The following is a 17,199-nucleotide window of genomic DNA, read 5'->3' as shown; positions in this document are numbered from 1 at the left end:
GATAATCTGGGATTGTCACTGCACCTGTTACATCCTCTGATGTTGTTGGTGTACCATGTTCTTTCGTTACACCTTCTGTTGTTGGTTCATAAGCATCATTATCTGCTTGTTCTCCCACTGTTACTGGTACTTTAATGTGATCTGTTGTGCCATCTGGATATGTTACTGTCACATCTACTTCTGTTGTACCTGGTGTTTTACCATCCGGTAATTGTGTCTCATCATCCACCGTAATTGTTGGTTGATCTTTATCCGCTGGATAATCTGGGATTGTCACTGCACCTGTTACATCCTCTGATGTTGTTGGTGTACCATGTTCTTTCGTTACACCTTCTGTTGTTGGTTCATATTGTCTGTTATCCAGAACTTTTACAATAAATGAATCAGCTGATACATCATTGTCGCCTACGACTAAATATGCAGTGTAAATATCTCCATCTACCGCACTATCTGGAACAATAAATGTACCTTGTTGTTCACCATCTTCTAACGTATTAATGTCGCCAGTTTTTTGAACTACATTACCGTTCTTATCTCTCCACTCAACGCGCGTTGGTAGTGGTGAAATATTTGAACCTATTAAGTCGATATGAACTTCGTCACCTGGAACTGCAGGTTTATCGGTATTATTATATTCCAACACATCTAAGTTAATATCATTAGATGGAACTAATGCAAAATTAACGTTATACCACATTGGATTAGCAACTAAGTTTTGAGCCGGTGCTGTTTGTGGTGTCCATGATAAGTTACTGTTTGGTGCTCTAAATTGAGGACTTGTATAAGATGAATATGCATTCACTACATTACCATCTGGATCCATCACATAACCATACACATAGCTTGTATTTAACGTACCATCTGGGAATCTCAAAGTATATCGACCGTTATCATCTGTTTCACCATAAACAGTTGCTGAAATATAGTCAGGATTTGCTTCTAATAATGCTTTAGCTGCTGCTGCTCTTTCTTTTTCTGGTAAACTATTAACTTGAGCTTTGTATTGTTTGGCACCTTCTTCAGTTAATGAAGACATAACAACTGTATAACCAGCAGCTTCTGGATCTTTACTATTATTATTTGGTCCTGTAGCTGAGTTAGCATGGTCTCCAGCACCTGTTTCAAACCAAACTTGTCCTGATACTGAATTTTTTGCTTTTAAATCTACTGCTGGACTACTCAATGGACCTTGTTCATCATGAATCCATTCAGATTTGTCATTAGTCATGTAATCATTACCTGACTTAATTCCCATAAATATACCCGTACGTTGCATATTTGAACCAATTAATGGAAATTGACCTAAATTAGAATTAGTAATAGAGTCTACATATCTTCCAGGATAAAATCCGCCAGCTTGACGAATCATTGTAGCAGTATTACCGTTCTCTGTTTCAAAGTCTTCAATCCATAAGCGATATAGTTGCTTACTAGTCGCGTTATATTTATGCTCTTTTCCATTTGCGTCAATCCAAGCATCTCTTAAGTCAAATGCGTATGCACCTGGCCCAACTTGAGAACCATCAGACTTTCCTAATGAATTAGTTGTTGAAGCCATGTAAGTTGGTGATACAGCTCCATCTTTATCGATCCATTGTAAGTATACTTTCGTACCTTCAGGAACTGCTGTAAGTCCATTAGACATTGTTGCAGGCGTTCCTTTATCAACAATCCAAGCTCTTCCTGACAAAGTATTTTTAGCGTTAGTTGCGTCAGTTTGAGATTTGATATATCCATTCTTAATCGCATCTGCTTCGATTACTTTTGATTTATCTGTTACTGCTAATGTATTGATTAATTCATTTGAAGCAATATTTAAAGATTCTTCATCTTTTGGTGATACCGCTCTTAAAGCAGTTGCTAATGGTTTATTATTGTTCTGCTCTTTTGCTAACGCCTTGATTAATTCATATTGTAATTCTTGTTCACTTAAATTTTTTATATCTAAATTTAAATTACTGATTACTTCACGAGCTTGTTCATCTGAAACGTTGGCAGCTTTTTTATAATATATAACAGCTGTTTCTTCATCACGAACTTGTGAAATTGAATAATCATTATTATTGTAATTAGTTTGTGGCTCTTCTGATGCTACTTTGTTTGTAGCTTCAGCTTTTGGTGTTGTCTCAGCTTCTGGTGCTTTTTCTTCTGGTGTCTCAGCTTCTGGTGCTTTTTCTTCTGGTGTCTCAGCTTCTGGTGCTTTTTCTTCTGTAGTTGCTTCTTCTGGTGTCTTAGTTTCTGGTGCTTTTTCTTCTGTAGTTGCTTCTTCTGGTGTCTCAGCTTCTGGTGCTTTTTCTTCTGTAGTTGCTTCTTCTGTTGCCTCAGCTTCTGGTGCTTTTTCTTCTGTAGTTGCTTCTTCTGTTGCCTCAGCTTCTGGTGCTTTTTCTTCTGTGCTTGCTTCTTCTAAAGATTTGCCAGATTGATCATTATCATCTGCTGACTGTGATTGTACAGAACTATTTTGTTGTTCATCCGCCTTTGCTTCTTCTCCTATTCCAAAAATCAAAGTTGCCCCAACTAAAATTGAAGCAGTCCCAACAGTGAATTTTCTAATTGAATACTTATTAAATCTATTAGGTATAAAATCTAATTTTCTACCCCTTTTTTTCATTGAACCAAGTCTCCTTTCAAATATATTAATATATGATACGACGAATATTACAACTTGCCTTATCACATTTATATTAATCTATCAAAATTAGATTTTCAATATATAAATATATTAAAAAAATATAGATTTTATAATTGTTGTTGAGTACAATTAAAATTTATTATTATTTTTGTATATAAATTACACGTAGATGCGATTCTTTAAATATAATGATTTATAAAATTGTTAATAACATACAAAATATTTAGCAAAAAAAATATAGATTTATTACTCTATATTTTAGGCGATATAGTCACTAGTAACATACTCCGATTTATGTCTATTCAATAAAAACTAAGGTAATATTAATATCCTTCATTTCTATTTTCACTAGATTTTATCTAAAATACTCGAAAAACAATTTCATACAAATCATACAATAAATTAATCTCTTTATTTATCGTTGAATTTTTCCTTTCTACAATCTATATTTTATGAAATACATTATATTTAATAGATTCGAGATTGGTTGTAATAATTTTAAGGGATAAATAATGGTAAGAATACCTTGATAAGTATAGAGTTAATATTACATTTTGTAGTAGTTAATAATTATATAAATGTTTTATAAATATCTTTATATAATCATCTCAACATCAAAAGAAATTAAAAAAAGGAGGAATTTTTAAATGAATAAAAGAACTTTGTAGCAAATACTTTAAGAATAAGAGCTTGGCATTTAACAAACCTGCTTTTAGCACATTTGATAAAGGGGTTAACCAATTTAAAAATACCAAGTATATGATATTTCAATAAGTATAGGATCAGAAATGATGAAAAGTGAACTCTATAAAGAGACAAGAATTGTTTTTTTATAATTTATAAAGTGGGTAGTAATCGATTTTTCAAATATATCTTTTATATAAAACTAATCAAATTATATAAAAATAGTCGAGTCCATAGCACAGCTATGAATTCGACCATTTTCTATTATTTAATTGTCTACTTGACAAGGTACAATTAATATTATAACCGACCTGTTTAATTTTTCAAATTCAAATCTCATGATTTTATATGTTTGTTAATTTCGGATACGAGTGCTTGTACGCCTTTATATTCTAAATGCACACCATCATATGCGAAGTATTCTGAATGGTCTTTTGCTTTTTGATACCAATTGACTAATTGAACATTCTTATGTGAATCTGCTGCGTTCGAAAGTTTTTCGTTGACACTTTGTTCCCAATCTCTTGGTACGTGTGTGTTAACGACGTAAACATGGGCATTACCGAACATTTTAATGAGCTTCGTCAAATCATCATATGAAAAATCTCCATTCGTACCAAGTTCAAGTACAACTAGTTGATTGGCTTTGTTAAATGTACTGTATTTCTCTTGAACGAGTGGAATAGCATCATTTAAATTACGACCGACTTTACCATCTATTATCGCATCTGGATATGCTTTATGTATTTCTTCCCCGATATCAACCATGACGGAATCACCGATAAATAACATTTTATCTTGATGCTTCCCTTTATGATTAATGGTTTGTTCGCTATTAACATTAATTTTAGGAATAGGTAATATCAAACTATTCTTATGGTCGTGATTTGAAACTTTAAAAGTCGTCTTCGCATGATGATGTTGCGTTTGTTGTAAATAATCAAAATATCCTGAAAGTATTGTTAACGTAAGACCAATTAATACTAAAGTAATGCTACTCTTAGCAATAAGTGATTTTAATTGAGCTTTTCCAGGTTTGAAATACGCTAGCCCGTGTATTCTAATAGGTACTTCAACATAACGATATGAACATTCAGCTAACAGTAACGTTAATATGATTTCTATCAATATCATGTAAAAAGGGATTTGCCCTTGAACGAAATGTTTATTGATAAATGTTATGACAGGGTAATGCCATAAATATAAACTATAAGATCTCTGTCCAATCCATAACAATAATCGATTACCTAATACTTTAGATAATAACGTGCTAGGATGAACAGCACTCGCGATAACAGGTAAAGAACCTAAAGATATAAGATAAATACCACCAAAGTATAACCAATTGTTACTGGATGAAACAGTCAACATAAAGTAAATTAGTAGCGCTAAAGAAATACAACCTATCGTTTCAATTCCAATCTTTAACGGCGTTATAATTTGCTGTTTCAATCTAAAAGGCGGCCATATGTATGCTAGTAATACACCTAATAACAGTGTTTGTAATCTAGTATCTGTTCCGAAATATACTCTTGAATTATCAACGTTTGGTTCAGCAATTAATATCATTAACAATAATGAAATAAGAGAAGCTATAAATACAACTAAAACAAAATGCCTTTTTAACTTTTTAATGCGTAGTAATATCATTAATAAAATTGGCCAAAATACGTAAAATTGTTCTTCAATCGCTAGACTCCATAAATGTTTAAGTGGCATCACTTTGAAGCTATCAAAATAACTAACATGATGAAAAATATACCACCAATTAGATACATAAAATAAAGCAGCAAACGTATCTTGTTTTACACTTTTAATAATGCTCGGTTCAAATAATAAGGTATATATGAGTACAATACTTAATAAAAATAAGACTGCTGGCAGTAACCTTTTAATACGTTTTTTCCAAAAATGTAAGAGGTCAATCGTACCAGTCTGTTGATATTCATGGATTAATAAGCTCGTAATTAAATAGCCAGAAATGATAAAAAAAGTATCCACACCTAAAAAACCACCCGATAACCACTTAGGATTAAGGTGATAAATGATGATAGCTATAACAGCAATTGCACGTAAGCCATCTAAACCATATAAATAACGAATTGAGTGTGACTTAATCTCTTTCGTTTGACCATTCATTTCTCATTGACTCCTCAATAAATTGTAAAAATTTCTAATAAAAACTATTGTATCATGATTTACCAAAGATATACATAAAAGGATAAAACTTGTTAATTACTCTTACATACAAGAAAGAGATATCAGATTGTTAAAGTCAAAAATATACAAAAGTAATTGTACTAACGATTAAGATTACAGAACCAAACCATTAGCAAATAAAACTCAAAAAATATACTTAGATTAATATACTTATTTTAAGTTTAAAATGTTAAAGATTTTTTCTACTGAGTTAACCTATTTAAAAAATTATCAAATTTTCCTAAAAGATTTTATAAAGTCTGCTCAATACTCTTCTACATTACTATTAAAAACTTTTTTTAAATTGCTAAACACAATAATCTTTCAATCCATGATTTCACCATCTCGTTTAATCAATTATTTAATTAAGGTTTTGAATAGCTGTCTTTTGTATTTTTATAGTTGGGATTGTCTGCTAACATAGATTTTGTGTATTGGATTTCACCTTTCAACATAATTCATTATGACATTAATAGATCTCAATAGCTTTATAAATTAATAGATGCAATTTTAAATATTGCTTGACTATCATCTGTATTTTATATGCCTTTTAATTAATCTATACAATTAATTGAACGAATTACTTTTTCTTCAGCCAACTTAAATAATTTTAAGAATCTTTCTTTTTTTCAATAAGTAAAGTGTTTACTTCTACATCCATTTCATCTTCCTTTTTTATTATACGGCTCGTTTGATGATTATATGCTGACAACAACATATCATCTAATCAATTTTTTAAGTCTAAAACAGAAAATTATCTAGTTTGACTAATTCTATATCATAATAATTCGTTAACATACCTCTATGTGAATATAAATATTTTAAAAACTTTATAGCCCTTATTTTTGTAAATAAAATAGCTATGACAACTTCATTTTTATCATTTTTAACACCTACAATATATACAACTTTTTTGTGTAAGGCTTGAAATATGCTTTTGTAAATGTATCAAATTCTTTTTCTGTAAGGTTCAAAAAAAATATTATTGCACCTTTTTAATGAAATAAATGGGACAGGGACACTTTTTAATATCTATCCCTGTCCTACAATATATCTTACACTGTTAATATTTTAATATTGCTGTTATTTTTCGTATTCAAACTTCTATCATTGACATAACTGTATTGATTTTCTAGTCTTTGAATTCTATAGGTTGACCCAATTTATTTTCTATAATCTCTGATATTTCTTTTCCTAATGGACCTTTAATTGCGAAAGTTCGTTTGGCATATGACCCAAGAACACCAAGTCCAGCTATAGCTGCTATTATACCTCCTCCAGATAAAAGAGATAATGTTAATAAAGAGGCCAATGCAAGCTTCCCTGTTTGTTTAAAAGGCTTTTTATCAAATATAACTGTTAAACCTATAATTCCAGGAGTATTTGTTTCTCCAATAATAATTAAATAATTACTTTTATGATTCTTGAAATGGTATGTTGTTATCTGCGCATTGTTTTTAAATATTTTTAATAGTTCTCGCTCATGATTACCCGACTTTTCAAGAATCTCATTTTCTTTTAACACTTCAATTTCTTTGTTAAATTTATAATTTTTATTTAAAGCTAGTTCTTTCAATTGATTTTCAAAATGATCTAAATTTTTTTGCTTATAATAAATAAAGTCCATAACCTTTTACCCCCTTACCGTTTAATCCATTCATTAGTTTCATCAAGATACATATAGCCTCTTTCTTCTAATAAAGATTTTGCCGCAAGATACATGGTATAATCACCATCATCTTCTTTTTGTATACCATATATTTCCGTTAATTCTTCATTAGAACAATCTTTTAAAGCATCCCTTACCATTCCTCTATCACCTGTCGTTTCCCAGATTGCACTAACGGCTGCACCAATAGTCGTAACTGAAACATAAGCGGCTGCACCTATACCTTTGCCGATACCTTTTCCTATCGTTTTTATTATGTTACCCATTGCTTCGATTCCCTCCGTAATTAAAATATGTTATTAATGCTGAATCTGTTGTTTTAGATATGTTGATTGTAAAAAGAGTAATTCATCAATCACTTGTTCCCTTAAATCTCGTGGTGAAATCACACGTATTTGTGATCGATATAAGAAACAAAGTTGAATAGCCTCAGGCCTTGTCATTTTAAATGTCACCATAATATGATCTTCATCATAATTTTCAATCACATGAATTTGATAATACCGATGTATGTTTAACCAAACTTCTTTTGATACTTCAAATGTAATATAATCATGCTTCATTTCTTTTTGATGACAATCAAACGTTTCATTCGCTAATGTTAAATCCATTTTATGAATATCTGTAATATAAATTTCATGATTGAATTGATAAATGAGATGAAATGAAAACATTTGGTAATGAAGTGATATCGGTAATATTAAATGTTTATGATGCTTTAAATATCGATTTTCATTTAACGCTTGAACAGCGACTGAAACAGATGTACGCGTTTCTTTCTCATCATCAACTTCAAAATGATTTAAATATTGTAATAATCCATCTTGTTGGTCTCCATGATATTTGATTATCACCATCTTAAGATACTGATAGAAGTGACGACTTATCTTTGGTGTTGTCAGATAAAGACTATTTAAAATATCATACATAAAATATTGACTTTCACTTTTATCTTTTTTTAATGTATAACTTTCAGATTTATAGTCATACGTTATTTCACTTTGAACACCAACCCAGCTTTTTGCTTCATATAAAAAGTTACGAATATCATCAATATCTCGTTGTATCGTTCTCGGGCTTGAACCTAATGCTTGTGTGAGTGTCTTTTTATTAACATTTTTGTGTTGTAGTAAGCGATTATATATCGTCAACACACGAAAAACACGATCCAATGCGTCACCTCCTTCAATCTATATTCTACAAAACAGGTATGACAAAATATGTCATTACGCGAATCTTTTTCAAAAATATGGTAAAAAATACAAACGTACTAAAAAGGCGTTATATCGGGGGGAATATAATATAAACATGAAGTATGAAGAAAAACGAAGTGTCACAATACGACTAATCCCTATCTTTAATTTATAAGGATACAATATTAATCGGCTTCATGTTGTACCGACTTAATGATGCCTTGTATGTTCTCATGAAGTATACATGTTAGGGTATCATCTGCCATATACATTTGATAAATATCATTCAATGTATTATGGTCATGAATAGATGCGATATGTGCGATAACCCCTTTTATCATCACTTCATATGTTTGTGAATCTAAAAAATGCTTAACGTTTTGCCCATGTGATAATGTCATTTATATATCCTCCTATATTATGTTGTCAAAAGCCATTCTTGACGTGCTTTCGGATTGAGTGGATGCATGATGTCATTTGTGGCGGGATTAATGAGTTTTTGCACTTTTTTCTGATAGGGTTTCAACATGTCTAATACATTATTCACCCTCTTGTCTACACCTGGCTTTTTACCATAAGCACCCCATGCAAGAATAACAACATCTGCTTCTTTGACCGCCTTCATCAGATGAATCTCTGTATGCTTATCAAAACTATTTTTTAAGTGCTTTAAATTACGAGGTGTATTAATATTGGAATATAAATTCACAAAATAAATCGTGCCATATTCATCCATTTCTGAAATTTTGTTTATAATCAATTGAGTTGTTAAATCTATTTGAAGTATCCCTGTATAACTAGGATACATTGTAATGATTGCGATAGATTGTTTCGTGTTATCCCATGTCTTCTTTAGTAAATAACGATGTTGATTATCATCACTGAATATCGCTTCTGTTTCTAATGTACTTTTAATATTTTGCACCTTTTTTACACTCCTTATTTAATATTCTTCCGGCAACAACATGACATAATAAGAACAGCCTACATCATCTTCGCGTATAACATAGACTTTACTAATATTAATCGGTTGCTTATAACGCGTTTTATGAATTTTGACATATTCTGGTCGTTCTTGTTTGTGCTTAATGTATAGTTCCTCATTATACATATTGAATTGAAAGATATGAAAATAGTCGATTATCTCATGTTCTCTAGCCTGTTCATGTTCTCTGAATAATACAAGCTCCCAGATATGTTTTTGGATAATGTAAGGTAAGTCTGAGTCAATACCTCTTGTGATAAAACGTGCCATTATACGTCACCCTTCTCAATTTCTTCTATTATTGCGATCACACCTGTTATGACTGTGATACTCATTTCTGCAATACGAATCCATGTCGCCATTATGATTCACCACCTTTTGGTAGTAAATAGAGTTGGTCTAGTAAAGGCATTACGGTATTATGAAAATATAAAAAGTCCATATCATGGTATTCATCGATATAGCCAACGGCTATAAGTTGTTTCTCATAGTAGAGAATAAATGGATAGAGTTTTCGCTTGTGTAATGCCTCTGAATAATACGTATGAGTCTGAAGGATTTTATTACTGAGTGGTCCCAACCTAATATATGCATCTGGCAGGATATCATTCGCCACTTCTTCTAGTGATTCACATTGCCATTCTTCGTCCTTTGGTAGGGTGAATAAGTGTGTGATATAGCCTTTGAGTTGTTGTTCTAATGTCATTTTTATGACCTCCTAATTGTTTGATTGATGTATGTGTCACATCATATAGATAATATACGTTTGATTTTTCGTTTATTTCCCTTAGAAATCCCACTGATATTCAGAAAACTTCCCAATAAAAATCAGCAACAATATTTGGTATGACAAGGAAATCCCATTATCCTCTCTTTTATTATTGTGCTAAGAGAAATATTTTTTATAATGTTATCCATATATTTATTAATAACAAATTCTACACTTTTATCACTTAGATTTAAGTGGTAAAAGTGGTAATTTGGTCAATAGAATATTTCTGTGTACCATCAATTACAAAATGAATTTTTGGCATAAAAAAACACCCCCAATCTTTTTTCAAAGATTGGGGGATAAGACTTTCATCAATTTTATACCGTACGAGCTTTACTTTTTTATCTGTAGTAATTTCAATAGAATCAATCAGCAACTTCATAAGCTGATTTTTGGCTTCAGGATTTGCTTCTTTTAAATAAACACTAAAACGACTAATTATCAATGTTAAGCGACTCTTCAACTTATCAAAGTCAGGTATTTTTGTTTCTTCTGGATTAGATTGTTGAGCCGCTTTGATTTGTTCTTCAAGAGCTTGAAATCGATGATTCAATTGATTTTGCTTTTCTTTCAACATTTCACTATTCATTTGATCATCTAAAAACAATTCTAATAAACGTTCTTGTTGTGTTCTAATTATAGCTTTTTGTTTTTCTAAACTTTCAATGTCAATGATGACATTACTTTTAGTGTTATGTTTTCGTTTCAGCTCTTCTATAACATTAGTCGCAATTTGTTTAATGATTTTAGGCTGAGATAAAATACGATTAAGGTGAACGTTAATAACATGTTCTACAATTTCCGCATTAATCGCATTACTATGACAAGCAGAACTACCAGAACGATTGAATAATGAACAAATGTAATAACGTTTAATAGTACGTTCTTTTGATTTTTTCGTGTTATAATAAGTACGCCTGCATACCATATTATTACCACACTCGGGACACTTAATAAGCCCCCTTAGATAAAAGTCTCCACCAATTGGCCTTCCTGGTTTGAAGCTTTTGGATAATAATTTTTCATGTACCTGATCAAATATTTCTTCACTTATAATTGCTTTGTGTTTACCTTTCACCAAAATTACATCTTTTTCATCACTTTTACCACTTCTTCGTTTAACTGTCCAATTTTGATAGTTATTAAATCTGACAAACCCTTTATAAACAGGGTTATTCAAAATATATTTAACCCCAAACACAGAGAAAGGTTTTTGGTTAATCGTGCGATAACCTTTTTGATTCAGAATTGTTGTTATGGCCTTAAGTCCTTTATTGTGATTCAAATACAAATCAAATATTTCTCTAACAATATTAGCTTCATTTTCATCGATAACCAAATCATTTTTTTGTGTCAGTGGATTAAGTAACAATTTGTATCCCAAAACTCTTCCGGTTATAGCTTCTCCACTACGCGCTTTTGCATTCATTGAAAGCTTCACATTAGATATCAAACTCTGTCTCTCTATAGAACCTATCAAACCAAACATTGTAACTAAAACTTCACCAGATGCATTCGAGGTATCAATGTTTTCCGAAATTGATTTATAACCTACACCATGTTCTTTAAACTCATGTATAATATTAAATACATCACGCATTGAACGAGAAATACGATTCAATTTCCAACTTAGAACCATCTCTACTTTATTGTCTTTGACATCCTTTAATAATTGTTTCATGGCAGGACGATCTTCAATATTCTTTCCTGATATCCCTGAATCAATATAAGTTTCATAGTCATAACCTGGATAGTTTTTAACAACTTCTTTGATGAGGACTTGTTCTTGTTCATGCACAGAATAACCGTGCTCAGACTGTTCTGTCGTACTCACACGTGAGTATAATGCTATTTTTCTGTTCATAATATTTCTCTCCTTTTACTTAGTTTCCGTTATAGACCTTGGTATATAACTTCAATGTAATAATATATATTTGTAGATTTGTTTCATTTCTACTAAATAAAATATGTGTACTGCAGGTTACATCCTGTGGTACGTAATTAAATTATTTATCTTTATTAATACGTTCTTCCATTATAGGAACAAGCACTTCAATAAACGCTTCAACTTGTTCATTATTCATACTATTCAACGCCTTTCTTTGTTTATTTCTACAGACAAATTGTTATTAATAATCATGTATTATACATATTTAAATCCAACATTTCAGCAAATGCTCTATCAATTTTTATGTGATAAAAGACTATTGATTCCAATTCATCATTACTATTTTTCACTTTTCTTTGATTTGTTTTTCTGTCTTTATCTGTTACTAATTTATTGTCACTATCCAATGCTTTGATTACGTTTTTTGTATCCTCAAACCCATTATCCTTTAATATACGTTCGAAGATAGAACGTATAATCTTTACTTCAACATAATCATTTTGAACTAATATTGTTCCATTGTTTTCAATCATATTAGATAATGATCCATCTTTGATAAACTTGCCTTTATTTACTGCGACATATTGAATAATAGCTGTCATTGCTTTTTCGGTTAAAGAACGCTCTGACATTGTATTTTTATGATATTCTAAAAGATATTTTTTCATACCTTCTTTATTCAATTTCAAATCTAAAGCACGTTCAAATATAGTTGCTGAAGTCAAAATCACAGCATACCTACTTATCATTCGCATTCCTGTGTTGCTTTCTTCATTTGCTAGTTCAACTTCAAACCACTGTCTATGTTCTTCATAAATAGAGACCAATTCCTCTTCATTATTTAATAAATACTCGGATATTATTGGCAAGACATGACCATAATTTTTTCTTACAACTTTTTTAATAGCATCCGAATTCGAAGATGATGATGTTATAGCATCATTAATCTCAATGATACGTACCCTTAATCCATCATTTTTTGCTGAGTTATTAAAAATACTATATTCGCCCGTTGAAATAATTGAAGTACCTGAATTGAATTTTTCCCTTGTGTTACCATTTTTATCTGCTCGTTCTCTTCCTTGCCCTTCGCTTACAGAATATAGCAAGTTCGTTAGATTTCTAATGGTTGAAGTTGATAATTCATCGAATATCACTGGAACCCCAAAGTTTGAACTCACGATATTTTCAATGCCTACTTTAGTCGCATTCCAACTACAAAATAAAGTATTATCTCCTTTATTAGGATTACCTGCTACTGATGCTGCTAACATAGCTGCTGTTGTTTTGCCACTAGATGACTGTCCTGTCAATGAATATATTATTCCTGTAAACTCAATTTCATTTAGCAAGAATAAATATCTTGTAACTAATGAACTTACTCCAAAGATGGTAATTAGTTCTAATACAACATTGCCATTCACTTGCTGCTGAAACATTGTAAGCCATTCATCTAATTTACCTTTAGGCGATAAATCATATTTATTATCACAAATCACTTGATTCATATCTTCCTCAGTCATTGAAGGACTGAAATGGATATCATCAAGTACAACAACTGTTCCTTTATTTGTAGGTAAAACACCCACACCTTTATAAAAACTACTTTTCACCGTACTATCTCTGTACCCCTGTAAAGCATTACTCAATTCTTTAATGCGATTTTCATTAATAGTAAATCCCATTTCTATTAATTTAAACAAATTACGTGAACTTAATATGCTTGAATCTAAAATGTATTCCTCACCATCTATATCTTGTATGATAAGCTGTTCCTTTTTATATACTCGATCTTTATACTTAGCAACTATAAAAATTGGAGAAGCTAGTTTAACTAGCTTCTCACTTTCTCCATCATTGGTACCTTTCATTTTCTTAAAGCAACCATTTGAATTTATTAAATAATTATCATTTTCAAATTTCATTACTTCTTTACCTCCATGCATAATCTTATTTACAAATACTACTTAAATATCATCGAAACCGTAAAAATCCGTAAGTCTTACGAAAATAAGTTGATTTTTATTGTAAAACATTTCAAAATGTACAGATTCATTCAACATTACATAATGTCGAAACCGATTTTCGACATTTTCTACTAACTTTGTTGTTGGATCCTTTGCACCTGTATCTATTAGCAATTTTTTTACAGTGAATTTTTCATTTGCTCTCTTACTTAACGCTTCTTCTAAACATTTCAAGAACCATTCTCTGCCCATGTTACCTAACCTCTTCAGCACGTTGATCTATGTCAGTTTGAATTGATAAAAAATTATTTGTTTTTATTTCCATCTTCTTTGCCTCCTAGATTAATTACCTTTGAAAAATCTTAACTATTATATTTTCCGCTTCACCTTCTTGTAACTGGCATAGCGTGAAATGTTCTTCAAGATACATTTCAAGTAAAATGTTAATAGCATATACTTCCTCATCGTAAATATCGCCATAAACATCTTCACCAACCATATCCAACAAGTCGTATATTGAAAATTCAGTTTTACTTGGCAACATCAAAGCCTGACCAATCAAAAGAGTAATTAAATTTTTACAATCACTTGTTATTGTGAATTGTGTAGTATACTTAAATTGCTCTCCTTTTATGGTTTCAATTTCTATGTGATGAACTTTCTCATCATGGGTATAAACTTCTTTCATTACATATGTTTTCATTATAAAAACCTCCTAAGAATTATACTCAAGCATTAACTTAAGTTAGATATAATATATATCCATATAGGAAAGGCAGTTTCCATTTAAAAAATAATAAATGGAATTACTTTGAGCAAAATAATTGACAAAATTTGAGGTGTTTGATATGGAGTTTAAAATTAAGCAAGTTGCCGATAATAATTATATATTTCTAGGATATGTATTAGACTACTGTAGGGTATCATTAAAAACATTGGATATTGATAAATCTTTAACTATTTCTATAAAGCAATTAAATAAGGGTGAGAGTTTTAGTGAGTATACTTTAAATGGGATTGTAATATATATTTATGACGAAGATATTGAATCAATAATTAGATGCAGTAGTTCAAAGGTTGCTTATAAATTATTAATCCGCCGTGTTTTAGATTCACTTTATGATGCTTTAGAAGCTGATTTAAATAAAGAAACTAAAATGAATCTTTGGAATAATTTCGAACGATCAACACTCGATTTTTTCAAACATAAATTTTTTGACAGCGAAATAGTAACTCTTCCTAGAATGATGTTTGAATATGATTATATGAATAAGCATTCAATGAAAGATATTGAGAGTAAAAAAGAACGAATCCATAAGATTAATTTAGTCTATAGGTTTATTGGAGATGTTAATACTCCTGCATATTTTGACTTTTCAGATCAAACAGTTAAAGATGTAGAAAAAAATGAAGATGATATTAACGAAATTATTGAAGAGCTTATTAAAAGTAATATACAAAAGATAACGGAACTGGAATTACCCGAGCCTATTAAGTTAATAAATTCTAATTTAGAAAATATAAATCCATCGAAATACAAACCTGAATCTATTTTCGCTTTAAATAATATTATGCATTATATTGATAAAAGCTTTTATGAAATCGTCGGTGCTGATATGCACTTCCAATTAGCTGATGTTAAAAACTTTGCAGCAGATAATATTCATTCTTCTAATCAAGAGTCTATGGGAAAGGGAACTATTTATAATAAATTTACTCCTAGAACATTTAATTTTCACGAATTCGTAATTATTTCAGCTATAGCTACTTTTTACAAAAACCCATACATAAAAATGATGGATTTAGGAAAGTTTTCATCTCACAAAGCTGAAGATTATAAAACACTTAAGAAAGATTTAATTAATATACCTATACTAATGAGCAACTTCATTATAGATAAAAAAATTGCATTTGCTGATGACTTAACTGATTTCATATGGACAAAAATAGAGGGAACAGTTGATATTAATAAACAAAACGAAGTTGCAAGTCTAATTGATAATATTTTCAGATTAACTTTTACTCCTTTAAACACAAAAAAACATTATAATGCCGTTCAAACTACATTTGATATTACGGATAGGTTAACTTATATCATTAGCAACACTTCTAAATATAATAATTTCATAAATTATGAGGATTTAATAAACAGTATAATAAACTCAATTAATAATTGGATAAAGTATCACAACAACTTCATCCAACAAATGGAAAGTGATGTAGCATCATTAAACTTTGTATCAGATAAATATTACTTAGACATATTTGAAGCCAAAGAGCTAGACAATGATTTTAATAATGATGATGATAGCCTACTTAATTCAATGACTTCTTTTAAGTCATTATTAGATAATCTAACTAATAAAATAGATGAAAAGCTAGTTTGTACTCTAATTACAAAAACAATTAAGAAACTTTAATAATCAACTTTGTGTAAACCACGAAACCTCTTAAAAATAATTAATTAACTTATTAAAATGAGACTTATTGTAATAGTAAAGTATGTCTATATTTATAATTAATAAGTTATGTGGTTTTGTGGTTTGAAATCTAGTTATCTTTTATTTATTACATCTCCGTACTTAGACTTTAAATATGTACCTCCCAATGAATATTTCATATAATAAACCTCTTTTTAAGAAGTATTAATTATTTTTGTTACTATTCATGTATTAGAGAATAGCGAGAGAATGAGAGTTAGTGTGCATTGAATAGCTAAAATAGAGTAATTACAGTGAATGATGACTTATTCGTCATTTATATTTATAATGATTGTAGAAGATGAAAATTAAGTAGTCGGTATTGTTAAATTAGTAGAGATTAATTATATCCATCGTAATTGTGAAATACCAATAATTATTAAACCTGAGTTTAGTGGTAATGGATATGCAAAATTCGTATTCGAAAAAGCAACAAGTTATGCATTCGATATTTTAAACATGCACAAGATTTATATATATTGATACAGATAACGAAAAAGCTGTGCATATAATGATTCACAAGGATTTAAAACAGAAGGATTACTCAAAGAGCAATTCTACACTAAAAGTAAATATAAAGATGCATATATTATGTCATTATTGAAATTTGAATATGTTTTATAGCATAAAAATAACCCACCTTAATGAAGTGCGCCCCCCAAGGTTTATTTGGGGGGAACGGTTTGGGGGGGGTGGCTTTATGGGGGGGGGGGTTTTTTTGTTAAGGAGG

The 17,199-nt window shown here is 30.3% G+C and carries 15 protein-coding genes and 1 pseudogene; 2 read left to right on the top strand and 14 right to left on the bottom strand.

Features of this window, described 5'->3' with window-relative positions; translation table 11 throughout:
- The 14 genes from LQ675_RS14830 to LQ675_RS14770 form a co-directional block, all read right to left on the bottom strand.
- The coding region (locus LQ675_RS14830) for a YSIRK-type signal peptide-containing protein (RefSeq protein ID WP_239732955.1) at positions 1-2,611 on the bottom strand (2,611 nt) is incomplete at its 3' end.
- Between the two features lie 1,041 nt (positions 2,612-3,652).
- Complete coding sequence (locus tag LQ675_RS14825; RefSeq protein WP_239728321.1) at positions 3,653-5,455, bottom strand: acyltransferase family protein; 1,803 nt, start codon at positions 5,453-5,455, stop codon at positions 3,653-3,655.
- A gap of 801 nt (positions 5,456-6,256) precedes the next feature.
- On the bottom strand, positions 6,257-6,415 hold the full coding sequence (locus LQ675_RS15100; protein ID WP_374199849.1) for a peptidoglycan bridge formation glycyltransferase FemA/FemB family protein: 159 nt from the start codon (positions 6,413-6,415) through the stop codon (positions 6,257-6,259).
- A gap of 232 nt (positions 6,416-6,647) precedes the next feature.
- The gene (locus LQ675_RS14820; protein ID WP_239705284.1) at positions 6,648-7,142 is read right to left on the bottom strand and encodes a hypothetical protein; all 495 of its coding nucleotides are present in this window, start codon (positions 7,140-7,142) and stop codon (positions 6,648-6,650) included.
- A 14-nt stretch (positions 7,143-7,156) separates the two neighbouring features.
- Entirely contained in the window at positions 7,157-7,450 is a 294-nt protein-coding gene (locus LQ675_RS14815) for a hypothetical protein (RefSeq protein WP_239728319.1), read from the bottom strand.
- Positions 7,451-7,483: 33 nt separating this feature from the next.
- Positions 7,484-8,356, bottom strand: a complete 873-nt coding sequence (locus LQ675_RS14810; protein ID WP_239705282.1) for an HTH domain-containing protein — start codon at positions 8,354-8,356, stop codon at positions 7,484-7,486.
- Positions 8,357-8,562: 206 nt separating this feature from the next.
- On the bottom strand, positions 8,563-8,778 hold the full coding sequence (locus LQ675_RS14805) for a hypothetical protein (RefSeq protein WP_239728316.1): 216 nt from the start codon (positions 8,776-8,778) through the stop codon (positions 8,563-8,565).
- Positions 8,779-8,795: 17 nt separating this feature from the next.
- Complete coding sequence (locus LQ675_RS14800; protein ID WP_239728314.1) at positions 8,796-9,302, bottom strand: DUF1643 domain-containing protein; 507 nt, start codon at positions 9,300-9,302, stop codon at positions 8,796-8,798.
- 18 nt (positions 9,303-9,320) lie between these two features.
- The gene (locus tag LQ675_RS14795; RefSeq protein ID WP_239705278.1) at positions 9,321-9,632 is read right to left on the bottom strand and encodes a DUF960 family protein; all 312 of its coding nucleotides are present in this window, start codon (positions 9,630-9,632) and stop codon (positions 9,321-9,323) included.
- Positions 9,633-9,723: 91 nt separating this feature from the next.
- Positions 9,724-10,068, bottom strand: coding sequence for an SAUGI family uracil-DNA glycosylase inhibitor (locus LQ675_RS14790; protein WP_239705277.1), 345 nt, complete (start codon positions 10,066-10,068; stop codon positions 9,724-9,726).
- A 253-nt stretch (positions 10,069-10,321) separates the two neighbouring features.
- Positions 10,322-11,998, bottom strand: coding sequence for a cassette chromosome recombinase CcrC (ccrC, locus tag LQ675_RS14785; protein ID WP_239728312.1), 1,677 nt, complete (start codon positions 11,996-11,998; stop codon positions 10,322-10,324).
- Between the two features lie 272 nt (positions 11,999-12,270).
- On the bottom strand, positions 12,271-13,947 hold the full coding sequence (gene cch1, locus LQ675_RS14780) for a cassette chromosome replicative helicase (protein WP_239728309.1): 1,677 nt from the start codon (positions 13,945-13,947) through the stop codon (positions 12,271-12,273).
- Between the two features lie 42 nt (positions 13,948-13,989).
- Positions 13,990-14,241, bottom strand: coding sequence for a hypothetical protein (locus tag LQ675_RS14775; protein ID WP_239728289.1), 252 nt, complete (start codon positions 14,239-14,241; stop codon positions 13,990-13,992).
- A gap of 94 nt (positions 14,242-14,335) precedes the next feature.
- Complete coding sequence (locus LQ675_RS14770; RefSeq protein ID WP_204173559.1) at positions 14,336-14,692, bottom strand: hypothetical protein; 357 nt, start codon at positions 14,690-14,692, stop codon at positions 14,336-14,338.
- A gap of 145 nt (positions 14,693-14,837) precedes the next feature.
- Between LQ675_RS14770 and LQ675_RS14765 the strand changes: the two genes are divergently transcribed.
- A complete protein-coding gene (locus tag LQ675_RS14765; protein ID WP_239728287.1) occupies positions 14,838-16,409 on the top strand; it encodes a hypothetical protein in 1,572 nt (523 codons plus the stop codon).
- Between the two features lie 351 nt (positions 16,410-16,760).
- Positions 16,761-17,093 (top strand): annotated as a pseudogene (locus LQ675_RS14760) (GNAT family N-acetyltransferase); the annotation flags it as partial.
- Positions 17,094-17,199 lie beyond the last annotated feature (106 nt).

The sequence above is a fragment of the Mammaliicoccus sp. D-M19 genome (assembly GCF_022386695.1).
GTDB classification, from domain to species: Bacteria; Bacillota; Bacilli; order Staphylococcales; family Staphylococcaceae; genus Mammaliicoccus; species Mammaliicoccus sciuri.
This window is presented reverse-complemented; position numbering and strand designations above follow the sequence as displayed.